16 protein-coding genes and 1 pseudogene are annotated in these 18879 nt (G+C 63.4%); 12 read left to right on the top strand and 5 right to left on the bottom strand.

Annotated features, from left to right (window positions below; all coding sequences use genetic code 11):
• Positions 1 to 109: 109 nt before the first annotated feature.
• Positions 110 to 1126 carry a LysR family transcriptional regulator gene (locus LXM94_RS07515; protein ID WP_235770542.1) on the bottom strand — a complete coding sequence of 339 codons (1017 nt, stop codon included), beginning with the start codon at positions 1124 to 1126 and terminating at the stop codon, positions 110 to 112.
• 88 nt (positions 1127 to 1214) lie between these two features.
• Here LXM94_RS07515 and LXM94_RS07510 point away from each other — a divergent pair, with 88 nt between their 5' ends.
• Genes LXM94_RS07510 through LXM94_RS07500 form a run of 3 tightly spaced genes read left to right on the top strand, consistent with a single transcriptional unit; the run spans position 1215 to position 5053 of the window.
• A complete protein-coding gene (locus LXM94_RS07510) occupies positions 1215 to 2279 on the top strand; it encodes a maleylacetate reductase (RefSeq protein ID WP_235770590.1) in 1065 nt (354 codons plus the stop codon).
• 39 nt (positions 2280 to 2318) lie between these two features.
• Positions 2319 to 3968 (top strand): bifunctional 3-(3-hydroxy-phenyl)propionate/3-hydroxycinnamic acid hydroxylase MhpA, encoded by a 1650-nt coding sequence (gene mhpA, locus LXM94_RS07505; RefSeq protein WP_235770541.1) that lies wholly within the window; start codon positions 2319 to 2321, stop codon positions 3966 to 3968.
• On the top strand, positions 3965 to 5053 hold the full coding sequence (locus tag LXM94_RS07500) for an alpha/beta hydrolase family protein (protein ID WP_235770540.1): 1089 nt from the start codon (positions 3965 to 3967) through the stop codon (positions 5051 to 5053). Before mhpA ends, LXM94_RS07500 begins: the two co-directional genes overlap by 4 nt.
• Before the next feature lie 152 nt (positions 5054 to 5205).
• Here LXM94_RS07500 and LXM94_RS26150 read toward each other — a convergent pair whose 3' ends face one another.
• Positions 5206 to 5559, bottom strand: a complete 354-nt coding sequence (locus LXM94_RS26150) for an ArsR/SmtB family transcription factor (RefSeq protein ID WP_329605593.1) — start codon at positions 5557 to 5559, stop codon at positions 5206 to 5208.
• Positions 5560 to 5624: 65 nt separating this feature from the next.
• Between LXM94_RS26150 and LXM94_RS07490 the strand changes: the two genes are divergently transcribed.
• Positions 5625 to 6605 carry a quinone oxidoreductase family protein gene (locus LXM94_RS07490; RefSeq protein WP_235770539.1) on the top strand — a complete coding sequence of 327 codons (981 nt, stop codon included), beginning with the start codon at positions 5625 to 5627 and terminating at the stop codon, positions 6603 to 6605.
• A 229-nt stretch (positions 6606 to 6834) separates the two neighbouring features.
• Here LXM94_RS07490 and LXM94_RS07485 read toward each other — a convergent pair whose 3' ends face one another.
• Genes LXM94_RS07485 through LXM94_RS07475 form a run of 3 tightly spaced genes read right to left on the bottom strand, consistent with a single transcriptional unit; the run spans position 6835 to position 9780 of the window.
• Complete coding sequence (locus tag LXM94_RS07485; protein WP_235770538.1) at positions 6835 to 8337, bottom strand: AMP-binding protein; 1503 nt, start codon at positions 8335 to 8337, stop codon at positions 6835 to 6837.
• 1 nt (position 8338) lies between these two features.
• Positions 8339 to 9109 carry an enoyl-CoA hydratase-related protein gene (locus tag LXM94_RS07480; RefSeq protein ID WP_235770537.1) on the bottom strand — a complete coding sequence of 257 codons (771 nt, stop codon included), beginning with the start codon at positions 9107 to 9109 and terminating at the stop codon, positions 8339 to 8341.
• Positions 9106 to 9780, bottom strand: coding sequence for a GntR family transcriptional regulator (locus tag LXM94_RS07475; protein WP_268965051.1), 675 nt, complete (start codon positions 9778 to 9780; stop codon positions 9106 to 9108). Before LXM94_RS07475 ends, LXM94_RS07480 begins: the two co-directional genes overlap by 4 nt.
• Positions 9781 to 9889: 109 nt before the next feature.
• Here LXM94_RS07475 and LXM94_RS07470 point away from each other — a divergent pair, with 109 nt between their 5' ends.
• The 8 genes and pseudogenes from LXM94_RS07470 to LXM94_RS07435 form a co-directional block, all read left to right on the top strand.
• Positions 9890 to 10846, top strand: coding sequence for a Bug family tripartite tricarboxylate transporter substrate binding protein (locus LXM94_RS07470; protein ID WP_235770536.1), 957 nt, complete (start codon positions 9890 to 9892; stop codon positions 10844 to 10846).
• 58 nt (positions 10847 to 10904) lie between these two features.
• Positions 10905 to 11327 (top strand): tripartite tricarboxylate transporter TctB family protein, encoded by a 423-nt coding sequence (locus LXM94_RS07465; protein WP_235770535.1) that lies wholly within the window; start codon positions 10905 to 10907, stop codon positions 11325 to 11327.
• 17 nt (positions 11328 to 11344) lie between these two features.
• Positions 11345 to 12862: a tripartite tricarboxylate transporter permease gene (locus LXM94_RS07460; RefSeq protein WP_235770534.1), complete on the top strand. Its 1518-nt coding sequence runs from the start codon at positions 11345 to 11347 to the stop codon at positions 12860 to 12862.
• 76 nt (positions 12863 to 12938) lie between these two features.
• Entirely contained in the window at positions 12939 to 13706 is a 768-nt protein-coding gene (locus tag LXM94_RS07455) for an SDR family NAD(P)-dependent oxidoreductase (protein WP_235770533.1), read from the top strand.
• A 7-nt stretch (positions 13707 to 13713) separates the two neighbouring features.
• Positions 13714 to 14484, top strand: coding sequence for a crotonase/enoyl-CoA hydratase family protein (locus tag LXM94_RS07450; protein WP_235770532.1), 771 nt, complete (start codon positions 13714 to 13716; stop codon positions 14482 to 14484).
• Positions 14485 to 14507: 23 nt separating this feature from the next.
• On the top strand, positions 14508 to 16385 hold the full coding sequence (locus tag LXM94_RS07445) for a feruloyl-CoA synthase (RefSeq protein ID WP_235770531.1): 1878 nt from the start codon (positions 14508 to 14510) through the stop codon (positions 16383 to 16385).
• 11 nt (positions 16386 to 16396) lie between these two features.
• Complete coding sequence (locus LXM94_RS07440; protein ID WP_235770530.1) at positions 16397 to 17272, top strand: amidohydrolase family protein; 876 nt, start codon at positions 16397 to 16399, stop codon at positions 17270 to 17272.
• Positions 17269 to 18522: pseudogene (locus LXM94_RS07435) on the top strand (acyl-CoA dehydrogenase family protein); the annotation flags it as partial. The gene LXM94_RS07440 and the pseudogene LXM94_RS07435, both read left to right, overlap by 4 nt.
• Between the last annotated feature and the right edge of the window lie 357 nt (positions 18523 to 18879).

The following is an 18879-nucleotide window of genomic DNA, read 5'->3' as shown; positions in this document are numbered from 1 at the left end:
ACGGCTACCTTCACTGATTTAATTGCCAAGCAGCCCCTTAGGCACGAGCGGCTTCTCCGTGGTGCAACGACGCGCCAGCCGCCGTACCCGTCGATGTACTGCCGGAGTTTCAAATGCCGCAGCGCAGCGCGTAGCGTTCCATCTCCGGCTTCAGATCGGCGAAGGCCGAAAGCACGTGCATCTTGAGCTGTAAAGCGGCAGGGCCGGGCGGCATCAGTTTAGACTGGAGGAAACCGAGGGCACGCGGCACGCTGCTCGGGAGCAGGGGCAGAGCGGTGATGCCGTCGGTTTCCCGCTGGGCGAAGACCACGCCGAAAGGCAGGACGGCCAGACTGTCGGAATGGCCGAGATGGGCCAGAATTCCGGCAAGCGATGCCCCGGAGAAGTTGATCCGCACATGCTCGGCGCCGAGATTGAGCAAAGTAGTTCTAAGATCTGCACTCAACGGGCTGCCGGCCGGAGGCTCGATCCAGGGGTATTGCAGGAGATTGGCTGCCTGAAGCCGGTCTGACGCGAGAAGGGGGTGGTTCGCACGGCAGGCCACGACGTTGCGCCCGGTCAGGATCGGATCGAATGTCAGATCGCTGTCCGTATCGAAAACCTCGACCGGGCAGATCGCCAGGTCCAGTTGTCCCGCCCTGATCCTTTCGGCAAGAACGGCGGTGTAGCCGTAGACCTGTGAAATTCTGACATTCGGTCTTGTCCGCTGGAACTGGCCGACCATGGCGGAGACGAGCGCATCCATGAAGAAGGGCGTGCCGCCGATCCGGATATCGCCGCGCTCGCCGCGCTTGAACGACTCGGTCACATCGCTTGCGCGCGTCGTGGCGCGTCGCACCGCTGCGCCAAGATCAGCGAGATCCCGGCATAAGGGGGTTGGCTCTATAGGACGACGGTTACGCAGGAACAGGGGTTCACCCAATCGCCTTTCCAGATAGGCAACTGTGCGCGACAGGCCTGGCTGAGTCATGCCGAGCACCGCCGCTGCCTCGGACATGCCTCGGGTGTCGACGATGGCCCAGATTTGCAGCAGATGGCGCGGGTCGATCTGCACGGCGATATCCTCCAAAGGGTCTCGCACTCCACCCACAACATACCACAGCGTTATATTGTTGGTGGATTTCATTATTCGATTTCTATTTTGCTCGACACTATAGTTTCTCGCAGAACCGAGCGGCAAGGTATCGCCCGCGCATCCATGGCTCAGGGAGGAACTGATGAGAGCATTCGACTATCAGGGCTCGTCGGCGAAAATCTTATTTGGCGCCGGCGCCCGGACCCGAGTGGCCGAGACGGTTGCGGCGCTGGACTGCAAACGCGCCCTCGTCCTCTCCACCCCGCAGCAGGCCGATGACGCCGGCGTCATTGTCGCTCTTTTGGCAGATCGAGCCGCCGGTCTCTTCACGCACGCGGCGATGCATACCCCGGTCGAGATCACCGAGCGGGCACTTCAGGCCATGCGCGATACCGGCGCGGACTGCACCGTAGCTTTCGGTGGCGGCTCGACGACAGGACTGGGCAAGGCGGTCGCCTATCACCTTGATACGCCGCAGGTCGTCATCCCCACCACCTATGCCGGTTCCGAGGTGACGCCAATTCTCGGCCAGACCCAGGCGCACCGCAAGGAGACGGTGCGCACCGCCTCCGTCCTGCCGGAGGCGGTGATCTATGATCCGGAACTAACCCTCGGCCTACCTGTCCCGATGACGATGACCAGCGGCCTCAACGGCATGGCGCATGCCGCCGAGGCGCTTTATGCACGCGACCGCAATCCGGTCTCCTCGCTGATGGCAGCTGAGGGCCTCAAAGCGCTTGCCGACGCCTTGCCCCGGATCGCCGAGGCGCCGCACAACCTTTCCGCCCGAAGCGGCGCGCTCTATGGCGCCTGGCTTTGCGGCACGGTGTTGGGTGCGGTTGACATGTCGCTGCACCACAAGCTTTGTCACGTGCTGGGCGGATCGTTCGATCTGCCTCACGCCGAAACGCACGCGATTGTCCTGCCGCATGCCGTCGCCTTCAATTCATCCTCCGCAGCCAGCGAACTGCGCCCGATAACCGAGATTTTCGGTGGAAGCGCTCCGGGCGTGGCGCTGCATGATTTTGCCGTCGGACTTGGAGTGCCTACGGCCCTGAAAGATATCGGCCTGCAAGAAGAGGACCTGGACCGCGCCGCCGACATCGCCACGGCAAATCCCTATTGGAACCCGCGGGAGGTGACGCGGGCCGACATCCGTGCCCTGCTGGCCGCGGCATGGCGGGGCGATCCCCCGACTCACTGAGCGGAAGCATTGAGATACGTCTGGAAACGGGAGGAGAACATGAGCCAATCAAAGGCATCGTCGCCGGCGGATCGCCGGCAGGTAGCCGTCATCGGTTGCGGGCCGGCAGGCCTCACCGCCGCGTCGCTTCTGGGCCAGGCCGGCCACGCGGTCATCGTCATCGAACGCTGGCCCGAGCCCTACGGCCTGCCCCGCCTCAGCCACATCGACGGCGAGACCGCACGCCTGGTTGCTTCGGCCGGCGATATCGACCACGCACTTCGTGACGCGCAGCCGATCGACACATACCACTATCTGGACGATCAGGGAAACGTTCTGATCGATCTTGACTGGAAGGGCAAACAATGCGGCTTTCCCGCCCATATCTCGATTTTCCAGCCTGAGATCGAAGACGCGATTTATTCCCGCGCGCAGCCTCTGCCGAATGTGGAGTTTTTGCGCGGCTGGGAGGTCTCCTCACTCCAACAGCAGGGCGACACGGTCATCCTGGAAGCTCGGCCGTGGGATGGATCGTGGAAGACGGTGTCTGACGAGACCGACCATGTCCGCCGGATCGAGGTGGACTATGTGATCGGCGCGGATGGCGCGAACAGCTTCACCCGCCGCTCGCTCGGGATCGAACGGCACCAATACGGTCACCACGAACGCTGGCTGAACCTCGACTCCGAATACGTCAAGGATCTGGGTGACCGATTCGCCATCACCTCGATCTATTGTGACCCGGCGCGGGCCCATATGCACATGCCGATTGGCAGATCTCGCGTGCGGTTCGAAATGCGCGTCCTGCCGGGTGAGGAAACCAGCTATTGGGAAGATATCAAGAATGGCCTCGCGTGGCTGCGCGACCAGCACGGCATCGGGCTGGACGAGATCCGGCCGATCCGCAACGTCGTCTATACGTTCGATCCGGCGATCGCCAAGAGCTGGAAAGAAGGCAGAGTCATGCTGGTGGGCGACGCGGCGCATACCATGATGCCCTATATGGGCCAGGGTGCCTGTTCGGCCATTCGAGATAGCGCCAACCTGGCATGGAAACTGGATCTGGTGCTGCAAAGGAAGGCCGGGCCGGAGCTGCTGGATACCTATGAGGAGGAGCGGCGTCCCCACGCGACACAGATCACTGAGATTTCGACGATGCTCGGCGAGGTTGCCAACGAGGACGATCCGGTGAAGGTGGCCGCGCGCAACGAAATGTTCCTTTCCGGCAAGATGCCGCCGCCTCCGCCGTTCCCGAAAGTCGAGGCCGGTGTGATCCATATGGAGACCGATGGATGCATCCTCATGCCAACCGGGGCTCCGACACCGCAGGGGCAGGTACGCGCAAATGGCCGCGAGGGGTTGATGGATAAGGTGGTCGGCGGAGGTTTCCTGATCGTTAGCCGGGCCGATCCGAGCGCCCATCTCGACCCCGAGACCCGCGCCTTCTTCGAGGACATCGGGGGTCGCTGGGTTATAATGGACGGCGACCATGCCGCGCCGCACCGGATCACGGAACTCGACGGTGTGCAACTCGAGTTCCTAGAAACGCACGGTTTTGCCGCATATCTGCGTCGGCCAGATTTCCTGATGTATGGCGCGGTTTCGGATCTGGCCGATCTGCCAGCGCTGCTGCGCGGGCTGCGCGACAGGCTACACTGGCAAAATCTGCCAGTTCCCATGGACCGACCGATCATAGAGGCAAGGGCATGACAAGTCAGGACGATCCGGTCGTCAAGGCGAACCTCGCTCATCAGCGGGCCATGCCTATGACCCGTTTGCTGGATTGCGGCATGGACCATGCTGATGCGGGCCGGCTCCTTGCCAGGACCTCGGCGGGTGAACCCTGGGATAGAGTAGCCGAGACCATCGCTACAGTGCGCCTGGAGCAGGCCGATTGGGCTGAGTCCGAGGGGCGGCCCATCACGGCTTCGGAGGCACGACAGCGCGGCATTGCTGCGCTCGTCTTCGCCCAGATGGCCTTCAATTTCGACGAGCCGCGCAAGGTCGAACTGTATCGCAATCTGGTTGCCGCCTGCCATAAGCTCGGCCCGGTTTTCGATTTGCCCTTTGAGCGGATTGAGACCGATTTTGCGGGCAAGAGCCTGATCGGTTGGCTGGTGCGTCCTGCAAGCCATGCGGCAAGCGGAACCGTCATTCTATTCGGCGGGCAAAGTGGCTGGGGCATCGCGTACCTCCCTCTCGCTCGCGAACTTGCGGCTCGCGGTCTGGCTGCGCTACTGGTCGAGGGCCCTGGGCAAGGTGAGACCCGGATCGAGCAACGCCTTTATCTGCAAGCCGATGTCGAGGCAGCCTTTAGCCGCTGGGTCGATTTCGTCCTGTCCGATGCCAGCTTGGGCGCGCCGGGCATCTGGGGCAACAGCTATGGCGGACTCTGGGCTGCGCGGACGGCGAGCAGCGATGATCGGATCCGGGCCTGCTGCGTCAATGGTTCTTTCGCCAAGCCCGGCATCCTACCGTTTCGGACGGCATTTGAGCAGTCTGCTGCCATGCTCGGCATCGATGATCGCGCTGCGATTGAGGCCGTTATGGAAAGCTTGCGCTTTAATCCGGCAAGGCAGCGGATCACCTGTCCGCTTCTCGTCTTGCACGGCGGCGCGGACCCGCTGGTGACCTTGGGCGATCAGCAACCTTTTCTGGATGCCGCAATCGGTGAAGCCGAGTTGCGTGTCTGGCCGGATGGCGAGCATACGATATACAACCACAGTTTCGAGCGAAATGCTCTCGTCGCCGACTGGTTCGCCGCGCGGCTCGGCCATCCGGGATCAACGGCTTGATCCACGCTTCCGAGAAGGTAGGGTCTATGACAAGCAAGACGACAAACAAATTCTCCCCCTGAAGTCCGGCCAGCACGCTGCGGAGTTGCCCGCCTGGTTGCACCGCTACATTTGGCATTATCCGCAGGGGGGCCGAAAGTCCAAAACGCCCATCAGCCGCCTCGACCAATCGGTGGAACGTCTTGAGGCTCCACGGCCAGTTGTTCTTCAAGCAGTGTCGATAGGAGGCCGGGAAAGCGTTGTCTCAAGTCCGCGAGCCGCAATTGATTTGAGCGCCCGTTACCATGGTCGTACTGGCGAATGACACCTGCTTCGCGCAGAATCCTGAAATGATGCGTGCGCGTCGCCTTGGTGACAGGAAGTTCAAACGCGGTACAGGGAAGCACTGCGTCTGGCGCTCTCGCAAGCGCAAGTGCAATGCGCAAGCGATGCGGATCGGCCAAAGCGGAAAGAACTGTCAGCAGATCCATCTCGCCAGGTCGTGGCTCCGGAAGAAACTCTGCCATTGCGTCCTCGTCGAAGGTATGGTTCTTGTCATACCTATCGTGCGAATTATTGAGAGGCAACCGGCATGACGAACAGACGTGTGATAGAAATAGCGGAGTTTGGCGATCCGTCAGTTCTCAAGATCGTGCAAGAAGATATTCCCGACCCGGCCGAAGGTGAGGTGCAGGTCCGCCAGACGGCGATCGGCTTCAATTTTATCGACATCTATCAGCGGAAAGGCATTTATCCGCTTCCTCTGCCCACAGGCCTCGGCTTCGAAGCGGCTGGTATCGTGGAAGCGGTGGGCGAAGGGGTTCATGATATCAAGCCAGGCCAGCGGGTTGCCTATATGAATGCCGGTGTTGGCGCCTATGCCGACCGGCGCAATGTTCCGGCAGAGAAGCTCGTGCAGGTGCCCGATGACATCGACGACGAAACGGCTGCGACAGTCCTGTTCAAGGGCATGACTGCGCAGTACCTCCTGCGCCACACCCATGCAGTTCAGCGGGGCGACCTCATATTCGTGCATTCCGCAGCCGGTGGCGTCGGACAGATTTTGACACGCTGGGCTACCGCCCTTGGTGCGCGCGTGGTCGGCGGCACGGGATCGCCTCAGAAGCGCCAGGCGGCTTTCGACGCCGGCTGTATCGCGGTCGTGGACACGAGCCAGCAGGATTGGCCGGATGCTTTGCTCAAGGCGACTGACGGCGAAAGGGCGCGCGTTGTTTATGATGCCGTTGGCAAAGACACGCTGATTAAGTCACTCGACTGCGCAGCGCCCTTCGGACTCGTGGTGATCTACGGTGCCTCCTCGGGAAAGGCGCCGGCGATCGACCCCGAATTGTTGAACAAGAAGGGCTGTCTGTTCCTGACTCGTCCGTCCGTTTTTCCGCACAATGCCGATCTCAACCGGTTCCGGTCGAATGCGGCCGATCTGTTCGATGCAGTTGCGAAGGGGCATGTTTCGCTCGAGATCGGGCAACGCTTTGCACTGGAGGATATCGCCGAGGCGCACCGCGCAGCCGAAGAACGGCGCGCCAGTGGAGCCATCGTGGCAATCCCATAGCCGAGCGGTCTAACTCATACTGATAAACGCGACACCAGTTCGCTATCGGAATCTCTTATAAGGTGTGTATGACTGCGCCAAACGAAGGCCCTACTCGTCGACGCCCAATCGCTCAAAAGGGATTTTTAGACAATAACACGAGAGGGGTAGATGCCGCGTCAGCAATATCCGACGTCCGTGCCCACGACGCCTATGATGCCCATGACTGCCGCCGCTGCTATTATCGTGCTCAGCGCAGCTTTCGCGACGGCGAAGGGGTCGCGTCCGCCAGAAACTGCCGGTCGCCATAGCGTGTGACAAGTGCCGGCTTCAGGATTTTGCCGAGCTCGTTCTTCGGCAAGCTATCGACGATGAACAAGGCCTTGGGCCGCTTGTAGCTCGCCAGCCGGGTCGCTACGTCGCTCAACACCATCTCGGCGGTGAGTGTCGCGCCAGGAGCGGGGAGGATTGCGGCGGCGACACCTTCGCCGAAATCGGGATGCGGCAGACCAAAGACCGCAGCCTCGGCCACGCCGGGGCAGGCTTCGAGCGCAATCTCGACCTCGCGCGGATACACGTTGAACCCGCCCGAGATGATCATATCCTTGTCGCGGCCGACGATGAACAAATAGCCGTCCTCGTCGAACCTGCCGATGTCACCGGTATCGAACCAGCCATCGGGCAAGACGCCGTCGCCCTCCAGATCGGGCCGGTTCCAGTAACCCAGGAAGACATGCGGGCTGCGGACCTGGATCCGGCCAGGCTCACCCTGCGCGGCCTCACCCGAGGGCGTCATCAGCCGCACCTCGACCCCCGGCAGCGGCTTGCCGACCGAGCCGCGACGCTCGCGTCCGGCCGGATTGGCGGCGATCATGCCGGCCTCGGTCGAGCCGTAGCGGTCGGTCAGGGTGATGCCGGCCTTTGCGCGAATCCCATCGAACAGTTCGGGTGAGAGCGGCGCCGAGCCGGAGGTAATGAGCCGCAGGCCGCGGCAGGCCGCGGCATCGAAGCCGGGATGGGCCAGCAGGCGCGAATGGATCGTCGGGACGGCCATCAGCACAGTGACCTCGGGAAGCAGCTCGATCACCCGGTCGATGTCGAATTTCGCCAGCATCACGATCTCCCCGCCGGCGAAGAGTGGGCAGAGCGTGGCCATCAGAAGACCGTGGGCGTGGTAGGTGGGCAGCACATGCAGCAGCCGGTCGGACGCGTTGATGTCCCACATCCGATTAAAGGCGATGAACGTTGCGCACATGTTGCGGTGGGAGATCTGCGCGCCTTTGGGCCGCCCGGTGGTCCCCGAAGTATAGAGCATGGCGCAGGGCTGCTCGCCGCCTGGGGCGACAGCCGGCATCGGAGCGTCGGGTCGCGCCAGGTCGGCAAGCGGCAGGGCCGGCATCGAGAGGGCGGCATCGCCGGTATCGGACACGAACAGCCGCGGGCTTGCATCCTCCAGCAGCGTTTCGGTTTCGGGCTTGCTGAAGGTCGGGTTGACCGGGATATAGACCGCGCCCATGCGGATTGCCGCCAGCGCCAGCGCCAGCGCCTGTGGGGACTTCCCGATCTTGGCGGCCACCCGGTCGCCCGGACGCACGCCGGAGGCGACCAGCCCGGCCGACAGCGCTTCGACCATCCGGGAAAACTCCGCGTAGGCCAGGCTGCAACCTTCGAAAGTCACCGCCGGTTTGTTCGGATTGGCCGCTGCGCGTGCCGAAACGAAATCCCAGATATTGGCCTGCAAGGGGTCGATCATCTCAATTCCCTTCGAATTGCGGAACCACGCCAGAGCGAAATGCATCTATGCCGCGCTGATAGTCCTGACTGAGGTCGCAGGCGACGACCATGCGATCGGCTTCAGCTGGCGTGCCATGCCCGGCCCGCGCCGCCAGTGCAGCCTTCGTTGCGCGAAGTGAGAGGGGTGCGAGCGCGGACATACGCCGCGCGTCGTCCTCGACAGTTGCGGCAAGTTCGAGCGCCGGGCAAAGCCGGTTGATCAGGCCCCAGCGCAACGCGACGTCAGCCGGAACCATCGCTGCGGTCAGCAGCATCTCGGTTACTGGGGCGGTCCCGGTCAGGCCGGCAATGCGGTCGATCCAGTCGCGGCGGTAGGCGATACCGAGCTTGCCGGCGGGGATGCCGAACCGGCAGTCCGCGCCGGCGATCCGCAGGTCGGCCATCGCCGCCAGTGCCAGTCCGCCGCCGACGCAGAGGCCCGAGAGCTGTGCGATCACCGGCATCGGCAAATCGCGCACGGCGGCCATCGCGGCGCTGATCGCGGCGTCATAGCGGGCGACGGCCGCAGGATCATTCCGCTGTGTTTGGAATTCCCATAGATCGGCACCCGTGGAAAAAGCCGTCTCGCCTGCGCCGCGCAGGATGACCACCCGCGCCGGGCTGTCGGCTAGCGCAGCGCAGTGGGAGGACAATTCGCCCCACATGGCCAGCGTCACCGCATTGCGATGCGCAGGATTGTCGATGATGAGGCGCGCAACTGTGGCCGAGGCCCATTCAAGCCGAACGGTCATGCTGCCTCCTCCTTGTCCCACCGCCGGGAGTAGGCGCGGATGAAGTCCGTCGTCCGTTCGCCGACCATGGCGACATGCGCCAGCATGGTCTGCCGCGCGGCCACCGGGTCACCCGCGACGATGGCCGCCACGATGGCGCCGTGTTCGGCGAAGGAGTCGCGCATCCTGTCCGGCTCGCTGGCGCGGGGCGCACGCAGGCTGCGCAGGCGCTGGCGCATGTGGACGGCCCGGCCGGCGAGATATGCGTTATTCGAGGCCTCGGAAATCGCCTGATGAAACCCCTCGTTCGCGTTGAAATAGGCAGCAACGTCGCCATTCTCGAAGTGCCGCCCGCAGGTCTCGTGAAGCGCCTGAATGCGCCCCCTGGCCTCGGTCGTGCACCGCCGCGCGGCGAGTTCGCTGCAATCTGCCTCGAGCATTGCCAGCGCTTCGAACTGGTCGAGCGCGTCAGCGAGGCTGGGCAGCGCTACAACCGGCCGCTGCCGTGGCCTCAGGGTGATTAACCCGTCCTCCGAAAGCAGCCGAATCGCCTCGCGCACCGGGGTGCGCGAAACACCCAAGCGCTTGGCCAGCCCCATTTCGCTGACGATGGTCCCGGGGGGCAGGTCGCCCGCCAGGATCATCTCGTTCAACGTCGAAAGCACTGCTTCGCTGGTGATTTTCGTAGTCATAGGCGAATTCCGTCCTGATTCTCAAAAAAGTGTATACGCTTTTGTAGAAACTGTGTATAGAAATTTATAGCCGCTGCTGGGAGATAGCGCCGAAACATGGGAGGAAAACATGAATCCGAGTCGCCGGAGTCTGATTGTCATGGGGGCGGGGCTGGTCGCGTCGGCCCTCGCCCCAGTCGGCGCCTTTGCCCAGAATTGGGCACCTGCGCGACTGACGTTGCGCGTGGGCTTCAATCCGGGGGGCAGCGCGGACACTATCGGCCGGCTGGCCGCCGCGAGCTTCGAACAGGTCGCGGGCTGGGGAACCGTCGTCGAGAACGTGGGCGGAGGCGGCGGTATCGTGATGGCCACCGGCCTGAGCCGCGAACGCGCTGACGGCAGCGTGATCGGCATGGGCGTGTCCAGCGCCATGGCCTTCGGCCTGGCAGGCGATCCGAACCTGCCGTTCAAGCTCGACGATTTCGACTTTCTGGGCACCGTTGCAATCTCGCCGGCGGCGATCATGGCCGGCGCCGATGCGCCCTTCGACGACATGCGTGGTCTGGTCGACTGGGCGCGAACCAATAGCGGCGCGGTGGTTGGCGTGAATGAACGCGGGGCCGAGCTGATCGTTCGTGCCATTGCCAAGGCTGAGAATGTCAACATCAAAACGATCAGCACCCGCGGCGGGGCCGAAGTGCTGCAGAATATCCTGGGCGGACATATCCAGGCTGGCTTCGACGGCGGCCGGCATGTCGACTACATGACCTCCGGCGACATGAAGATGCTGGCGGCGGCGACCAACGAGCGGCACAGCTACGCACCCAACGTGAAGACCCTGAAGGAACAGGGCTTCGACTACGCGCTGGAGCCCTGGTTCATAATGATGGCGCCCAAGGGGCTGCCTGAGGACGCCAAGGCGGCGATTGCGGCGCAAATCGACGCTGCGGCGAAATCAGACGAAGTCGGCAAGGCGGTGATGAACACCTTCGGGATCGAGACCAGGAATCTCGGCTCCGAGGGCGCCGCAGCGATGATGGCGGATGCTTTCGCTCTGGCGCAACGGCTGACCGCCGAGAACGGCTGAGCCTCCAACCCAGCCGAGTCCGCCCAGATGACCCGGCCGCAACAGTAGGACCCTTTCGATGATTCAAGCTGACCGACTCCTGGGCCTTCTGGCCTGCCTTGTCGCGGCACTCCTGATGTGGGTGGTGATTCCGGCTCAGACCTCGACCGCAAGCTACGGCTCGACTAGCCCCGCGATGTTCCCCTTGATCGGCGCTGCCGCCGTCGGTATCGGCGCGCTATGGCTGATGATCGCCCCACGATCGGGCGCGACCATCGACCTGCGGCCGGCGGCGCGCGCGATCGGGATCGCGCTTCTCGGCGCAGCGGGATTCGGCGCGCTCGACTGGCTGGGCTATGTCTGGATCGCATCGCCGCTGGTACTGACGCTGATGCTGCTGGCGGGCCAGCGCAATCCACTGTGGCTGGTGGCCGGCGGGATCGCTGCGCCGCTCGGCATTTGGGCCATCTTCGTGATGGTCCTAGACCGCCCGCTACCCTGAGGGCCGCAAAGATGTTCATGGATCCCACCACGATCCTGTCCGGCCTTTCCGAAGCTATGACGCTGACCACCTTCCTGTTCGTGGTCGCCGGCGTAGCACTCGGCCAGGTTGTGGGCGCGATCCCTGGCCTTTCGGCGCCGATGGCCATCGCCATCGCGGTACCTTTCACCTTCACACTCTCACCGCTGGCCGCCATTGCCTTTCTGATCGGCGTCGGCAAAGGCGGCACGGTGGGTGGAGCAATTCCGGCCGTGCTCCTGAACACGCCGGGAACCCCCGATGCGGCGGCAACCGCTTTGGACGGTCACCCGTTGGCGCGCGCCGGCAAGCCGCTCAAGGCAATGAAGATGGCGCTCTATGCCTCAATCACTGGCGATACGTTTTCGGACATTGTCCTTATCCTGGTCGCGGCGCCGCTCGCGGTTGTGGCGCTGGCAATGGGGCCTGTCGAGATCACCGCGCTGATCGTGCTCTCCATTGCCATAATCACCGGCCTTGTCGGACCTTCGATGGCCAAAGGGTTGATCGCGGCCGGTCTCGGCATCCTCTGCGCCAGTATAGGCATCGACCCCGAGCACGGAACGCCGCGGCTAATCTTCGGCAACTACGACCTTTACAACGGCCTGCCGATCTCGGCGGTTGCGGTGGGCATGCTGGCGATGGGCGAGATCCTGACTCAGCTCGCCACCCGCCACGGCGCGGCCAACGCCCCGCTGCCAGTCGATCTGGACAGCCCGGCCGAGAACCGGCGCATCTCGTGGGCCGAATACTGGGGCTGCCGCGTGACCATCGCCCGTGGCGCCGTTATCGGCACTGTCGTCGGCGCCCTGCCGGGCCTCGGCTCGACCGTCGCGGCCTTCCTGTCCTATGGCATGGCCCGTAGCGCCTCGAAAGAGCCTGAAAGCTTCGGCAAGGGTAACCTGAACGGAATCGCCGCTTGCGAATCGGCGAATTCCGCGGTGATGGGGGCGAACATGATCCCGCTCCTGACGCTAGGCATCCCCGGCAACGTCACCGCCGCCCTGATCATCGGCGCCTTCATGGTGCAGGGCATTCAGCCGGGACCTCTGCTGTTCCAGTCGCAAGGCAAGCTGATCTACGGCCTCTTCGGCGCGATGATTCTAGCGAATCTGGTGAACTTTCTTGTCGGTCTGGTGGGCCTGCGGCTCTGGGCAAAGGTGATTGCGGCGCCCGCCTCGGTAATCTTCCCGCTGACCTTCCTTTTGTGCATCACCGGCGTCTATGTCGCCGAAGGTGGCGCGATCGCAGTTTGGATACTGATCGGCTTCGGCGTTCTCTCGGTGCTGATGCAGGCGGCCGGCCTGCCCATCGTCGCCTTCATCATCATGTTTGTACTGGCCACGCAGCTGGAGCTGTCGCTGTCCCAGGCGCTGACGATCCTTGGCGGCAATCCGCTGAACCTGCTGCATCATCCGGTCGCGTTGGCCCTGCTGGCCCTGTCGCTGCTGTCGGTCTGGATCTTCGGGATCCGGGCGCCGGCCAGGGCCCCGCGCCGGTCGGTCTCGGAAGCCTGATTGCTGGATGGTAATGCGCTTCCCGACCGATAGGCAGGCGACTTGAAGACAGGATGGATTATCAGGAGAACCGGACGTGAATATCAATGGAAGTATCGCTCTTGTCACCGGCGGCGGCAGCGGGCTCGGCGAAGCGACTGCCCGAAGGCTCGCCGCAGCGGGAGCCCGCGTGGCAGTTCTGGACCGGAGCGAGGAAGCGGCAGCGCTTGTCTCGGGCGGGATCGGCGGGCTGGGTCTGACCGCCGATGTGACCGATGCGGGCGACGTCGAGGCTGCGTTTCGCCGGACCATTGCCGAAATGGGAGAGGCACCACGGGTCGTTGTGAACTGCGCCGGGATCGGCACGGCCGCGCGGATCCTGCCGCGAGACGGCGCGCTTTCAATAGAGGCATTCGAGCGCACGATCCGAGTGAACCTGATCGGCACTTACACCGTCCTTAGCGTTGCGGCGCGGGCGATGGCTGCGCTCGAACCACTCGACGAGGACGGCGCGCGCGGGGTGATCGTCAACACCGCCTCAATCGCCTATCAGGACGGCCAGATCGGGCAGGCCGCCTACGCCGCCTCCAAAGGCGGCGTGGCCTCACTGACCCTGCCGGCTGCGCGTGAGCTGGCCCGGTTTGGAATTCGGGTGATGACGATCGCGCCGGGCCTGTTTGAAACTGCGATGAGCGCGGGCCTGTCCCCCGAAGTTCGTGCCACGCTGGAGGCTGGGCTGCCGTTTCCTTCGCGCATGGGCCGACCGGAAGAATTTGCAATGCTGGTGCAGCAGATCTTGGAGAACCCGCTTCTGAATGGCGAAGTTATCCGAATCGACGGCGCCGTCCGGCTTTCACCAAAATGAGGTATCGATGACCAAAGGCGCATTCACCAAATTCAGCTATGACGGCCCGATCGCTGAGCTGGCGTTGATCCGCGAGGACAAGCGGAATGCGATGTCGGACGGCCTCCTGGCCGAGATCGAAGCTTTTTATGCCGGGTTGCCGAAACAGGTCCGGGTGGTCATCCTCCATGGCACGGGCGGGCATTACTGCTCGGGCCTCGACTTGGTCGAGCATGTCGCGCGCAGTGCCGAGGAAGGCGTCTACCACTCGCGCAACTGGCACCGGGTCATGGACATGATCCAGTTTGGCGGCCCGGTGACGGTTTCCGCCATGACCGGAGCGGTGATCGGCGGCGGGCTGGAGCTTGCCACCGCGACGCATGTGCGTATCGCCGAGCCATCGGTAATTTTCCAGCTTCCCGAAGGGCGTCGCGGCATTTTCGTCGGCGGCGGCGCGACAGTGCGTGTCGGACGGATCATCGGCCCCGACCGCATGGTCGAGATGATGCTGACCGGTCGCAAGTACGACGCAGAGGAAGGGCTGCGCCTGGGCCTTGCCCATTATGCGGTTGGCGAGGGTGATGCGCTACCGCTGGCCCGCAAGCTCGCCGCGAAGATCGCGGCCAACGCGCCAATGTCGAACTATTTCATGGTCCATGCCATCGCGCGGATCAGCGACATGGCCCGGGCCGACGGACTGTTCGCTGAAAGCCTTGCGGCCTCGCTGGTCCAGACGACGCCCGACGCCACCGAGGGGCTTAAAGCGTTCTTGGAAAAGCGCGAGCCGAAATTTCGCTGAGAACTAGGAGAGGGGGGCGAGAGATGGCCGCGATCACAAGACAGCCCGAGTATCCGACCGACCTCACCTCGCGGGCGGACTGGGCTCGCCAGCATACCGCGACCCGATATTTGCCGCACAGTGTCCTCGCTCAGACGCGTGCCGACGGAACTATCCTATTGAGTTCGGGCTACGAGTTGCCGCAAGCAGTATCGAACACCGGCGCCTGGCTACATGAATGGGCCGAGAAGGCGCCCTATCGGGTCGCGGTGGCTGAGCGTCCCGACACCGGTCCGGGCTGGCGAAACGTTACCTATGGCGAGCTTCTGAACCAGGTGCGCGCTGTCGCTTCCGCCCTGGTGGCGCGCGGGCTGGGACAGGACGACTGCATCACGATGATGTCTGGAAACGGGCTGGACCACCTGATCCTGTCGCTTGCCGCGCAATATGCCGGTGTCCCCGTGGTGCCGCTCGCCGAACAGTATTCGCTGATCCCCGAAGCGCATGGGCGGTTGATCTATATGCTCGACACGGTGAAACCGAAGCTGGCTTTCGTCGACGACGCTGCGCGCTATGCCGCCGCCATAGCCCTGCCGCAGCTTGCCGAGGTCGAAGTGGTCGTCGTGCGCGGCGCGGCGGATCGCCCCCTGACGCCGTTTGCAGAGCTTTTGAATGGCGATGCGAGCGTCGATATTGACGCCGTCCATGCCGAGGTCGGACCGGACACGTTGGCCAAGATCCTTTTTACCTCCGGTTCCAACTCGGACCCTAAAGGTGTGCTGACCACACACGGCATGATGTGCGTGAACCAGGCGCAACTGGCGGTAGCGCTACCGTTCCTGACCGATGAACCGCCGCGGATCACCGACTGGCTGCCGTGGAACCACGTCTTTGGTGGCAGCCACAACGTGAACATGATGCTCGCCCATGGCGGCACGCTGACCATCGACAGTGGCAAGCCTACCGACAAGGGGTTTGCCACCACGCTGAAGAACCGCACCGACCGACCGGGGACATTAACCTTCAACGTGCCGGTCGGCTGGGGGATGCTGGTCGAGGCGATCAAGGACGATCCCGCCCTGCAACGCCACCTCTTCAAAGATCAGCAGCTTCTGTTCTACGCAGGCGCCTCGCTGCCGCAGCAGGTCTGGGAAGCGCTGGAACGCTTCTGCATCGAGGCGCGCGGCGGACTGCCTCTAATGATCTCGAGTTGGGGTCTGACCGAGACCGCACCCGCCTGCCTGCTGGTTCACGAGCCGATCGGCCGATCGGGTGTGATCGGCGTGCCGCTGCCGGGGGTGACGGTCAAGCTGATCCCCGACGATGAGATGCGCTGCGAGATCCGGGTGAAGGGGCCGAACGTGACGCAAGGTTATTTCAACGATCCCGCCAAAACCGCGGAGGCCTTCGACGATGAGGGCTTCCTAATCACCGGTGACGCGGTGAAATTCGTGGATCCCTCCGACGCCTCACGCGGCCTTGTCTTCGACGGCCGCGTGTCTGAGGACTTCAAGCTCGACACTGGCACCTGGGTGCAGGCAGGTAATTTGAGAATGGCGGCATTGAAGGAGATGGCTGGTCTGGTGCAGGACGTTGTCATCTGCGGCCACGATCGCGGCGAGGTCGGATTGTTCGTCTTTCCCGCAACCGGCGGGGCCGAGGTCAGCCCGAACACTGGCGGGACCATCACCGATCCGCTCCTGATGGCGCTGATCGAAGAGCGGTTGAGGACCATGAACGCCCAGGTCACCGGCTCGGCCAGGCGTATAACCCGGGCGCTGATCCTCGCCGAGCCACCGTCTCTGCAGCATCACGAGATCACCGACAAGGGGTCGCTGAACATCAAGAAAATCCTCACCCGCCGTACTGAACTTCTGGAGCGGCTTTATGACAACGAAGATCCGGCGCTGATCCGCGTCTGAAGGAGGCCGAGATGGTCGATTTCGCATCCGTGCGGGCAATTGACTTCCACACTCACGCCGAGGAAGCCTGCGGTTGCCACGCCGACGACGGCTATGATGATCTGCAGTCCACAATGGCGAAGTATTTCGGCGCGCCCTGGGAGCATCCGCCCACCGTGCCGCAGACCGCAGCGCATTACCGGGCGATGAACATTGCGGCGGTGATCTTCCCCGTCGATGCAGAGCGTGAAACTGGCTATCGGCGCTATAAGAATGAGGAGGTGGCAGCGCTTGCCGCCGAGAACGATGACGTCCTGATCCCCTTTGCCTCGATCGACCCGCACAAGGGCAAGCTCGGCGCTCGCGAGGCGCGCAACCTGGTCGAAAACCACGGCGTGCAGGGCTTCAAGTTCCACCCGACCATGCAGGGCTTTTACCCCAACGACCGACTGGCCTGGCCGCTTTACGAGGCCATTGCCGAGACCGGCAAACCTGCGCTGTTCCACACCGGCCAAACTGGCGTTGGCTCGGGAATGAAGGGCGGCAACGGAATGCGGCTTAAATACTCGAACCCGATGTATATCGACGATGTCGCGGTCGATTTCCCCGACATGCCGATCATCCTGGCTCACCCTTCCTTCCCCTGGCAGGAGGAGGCGCTGGCGGTCGCCCAGCACAAGCCGAACGTCTACATCGACCTTTCGGGTTGGTCGCCGAAATACTTCCCAAAAATTCTTATTCAGTATGCGAACACGATCCTGAAGAAGAAGATGCTGTTCGGCTCGGACTGGCCGATGATCGCCCCCGAGAAATGGCTTGACGCCTTCGATAAGGCCGACTTCCGCGATGAGGTGCGGCCGCTAATCCTGAAGGAAAACGCGATGCGTCTGTTGGGGGTCGGGGCATGACACCATTTGCCGCGCCGGTTGACGACATCTTGTTTTCGCTGCGCAAGGTCGCCACGGCGGATCAGCTGCCGGACTGGGACGACGAGCTCGCCGCCGATATCCTGAAGGCCTTCGCGTCATTCGCCGAAGGCGTCATCGCACCACTGGATGAGATCGGCGACACCCAGGGCTGCCGGCTGGAGAATGGCCATGTCCGGATGCCCGAAGGCTTCCCCGATGCGTTCCGTCAGCTGTCCGAAATGGGGTGGCAGGGCCTGACGGCGCCTGAAATCCACGGAGGCATGGGTCAGGGTCCGCTGGTCGCTGCGATGGTGTCCGAGGTCTTTTCCGGCGCGAACCACGCGATGCAGATGATCTGCAACCTCGTGCCGGGCGCCATCACGACCTTGCGACGTTTCGGCACCGAGACACAGCAGGCCGAATGGATTCCGCGCCTGGCGGCGGGCGAAGCGCTGTCGACCATGTGCCTCACCGAACCCGACGCGGGTTCGGATCTGTCGCGCATTCGCACGAAAGCCACGCGGGATGGCGACGGGTGGCGGATCGACGGAGAGAAGATCTTCATATCCGGCGGCGATCAGGACTTGTCCGAGGACATCCTGCATCTCGTGCTCGCCCGGACCGGCGCGCTCGAGGATGGGGTCAAGGGCCTGTCGCTGTTCCTCGCCGGCAAGACGCGGGCGGGGCCCGCGATCAAGATCACCCGGATCGAGGACAAGTTGGGCCTGCATGCCTCGCCCACCTGCCAGATGGCTTTCGACGGGGCGCCGGCCGAGTTGATCGGCGCGCCAGGCGACGGGCTGAAGGCGATGTTCACGCTGATGAACCATGCCCGGCTCGACGTGGCGCTTCAGGGTGTCGCCCATGCCAGTCGCGCCCATGCCATCGCCACAGCCTATGCCGCCGAACGCAAACAGGGCCGCAGGCCCGATGGCAGCGCGGCGGTTCTGTCCGATCACGCCGATGTTCGCCGGATGCTGGACGAGCAGCGCAGCCTGGCACTTGGCGCTCGCTCCATGGTGCATGTGACCCTGGTGGAGATGGCGCGCGGAGCGGATGGCGCGCTGGCGGACTTCCTCACGCCGCTTTGCAAGGTGTTCTGCACCGAGGCAGGGATCCGGGCGGCCGATCTGGGCATACAGGTGCTGGGCGGATACGGCTATCTCAACGAGTATCGCGTTCATCAGACTTGGCGCGATGCGCGTATCACCTCGATCTACGAGGGCGCCAATGGTATTCACGAGTCTGCCGTTGCGAGCCGGGGTCTTCGGGCGCAGGGCGGCGCAGGGGCTGATGCTTTCGACGCGTTGATCGGGCGGTTGAGCGAGCGGCCCGAAATCTTAACGCTGCGTGAGACATGGCGCGCGGCGCGCAAGCTCGTTGAAGAAGCCCACGATCCGGCAGCGCTGGCGCACGACTTCGCTCAGTTGACATGTACGCTGTTCTACCGCGCGGTTTGGTCGCGCATGGCAAACGCGGGGCACGAACCGGAATTTGCGCGGTTGTTCGATCGGGTGCTGTCGTTCCCGCTGAACCGCGCCGGGTTTGCCGGAGACCCCAACTCGTGAGAAGTAGGGTCTATGACAAGCAAGACGACGAACAAATTT

The sequence above is a fragment of the Rhizobium alarense genome (assembly GCF_021555155.1).
In the GTDB taxonomy this organism is placed as follows: domain Bacteria; phylum Pseudomonadota; class Alphaproteobacteria; order Rhizobiales; family Rhizobiaceae; genus Rhizobium_D; species Rhizobium_D alarense.
The sequence above is the reverse complement of the archived record's forward strand: the minus strand, read 5'-3'. Positions and strand labels throughout refer to the sequence as shown.

What these genes read in the sequence shown, in the direction of transcription:
- LXM94_RS07515 (WP_235770542.1), bottom strand. Translation starts at nt 1,126, where the DNA reads ATGAAATCCACCAACAATATAACGCTGTGGTATGTTGTGGGTGGAGTG.
- mhpA (WP_235770541.1), top strand. Translation starts at nt 2,319, where the DNA reads ATGAGCCAATCAAAGGCATCGTCGCCGGCGGATCGCCGGCAGGTAGCC.
- LXM94_RS07500 (WP_235770540.1), top strand. Translation starts at nt 3,965, where the DNA reads ATGACAAGTCAGGACGATCCGGTCGTCAAGGCGAACCTCGCTCATCAG.
- LXM94_RS26150 (WP_329605593.1), bottom strand. Translation starts at nt 5,559, where the DNA reads ATGGCAGAGTTTCTTCCGGAGCCACGACCTGGCGAGATGGATCTGCTG.
- LXM94_RS07490 (WP_235770539.1), top strand. Translation starts at nt 5,625, where the DNA reads ATGACGAACAGACGTGTGATAGAAATAGCGGAGTTTGGCGATCCGTCA.
- LXM94_RS07485 (WP_235770538.1), bottom strand. Translation starts at nt 8,337, where the DNA reads ATGATCGACCCCTTGCAGGCCAATATCTGGGATTTCGTTTCGGCACGC.
- LXM94_RS07480 (WP_235770537.1), bottom strand. Translation starts at nt 9,109, where the DNA reads ATGACCGTTCGGCTTGAATGGGCCTCGGCCACAGTTGCGCGCCTCATC.
- LXM94_RS07475 (WP_268965051.1), bottom strand. Translation starts at nt 9,780, where the DNA reads ATGACTACGAAAATCACCAGCGAAGCAGTGCTTTCGACGTTGAACGAG.
- LXM94_RS07470 (WP_235770536.1), top strand. Translation starts at nt 9,890, where the DNA reads ATGAATCCGAGTCGCCGGAGTCTGATTGTCATGGGGGCGGGGCTGGTC.
- LXM94_RS07465 (WP_235770535.1), top strand. Translation starts at nt 10,905, where the DNA reads ATGATTCAAGCTGACCGACTCCTGGGCCTTCTGGCCTGCCTTGTCGCG.
- LXM94_RS07460 (WP_235770534.1), top strand. Translation starts at nt 11,345, where the DNA reads ATGGATCCCACCACGATCCTGTCCGGCCTTTCCGAAGCTATGACGCTG.
- LXM94_RS07450 (WP_235770532.1), top strand. Translation starts at nt 13,714, where the DNA reads ATGACCAAAGGCGCATTCACCAAATTCAGCTATGACGGCCCGATCGCT.
- LXM94_RS07445 (WP_235770531.1), top strand. Translation starts at nt 14,508, where the DNA reads ATGGCCGCGATCACAAGACAGCCCGAGTATCCGACCGACCTCACCTCG.
- LXM94_RS07440 (WP_235770530.1), top strand. Translation starts at nt 16,397, where the DNA reads ATGGTCGATTTCGCATCCGTGCGGGCAATTGACTTCCACACTCACGCC.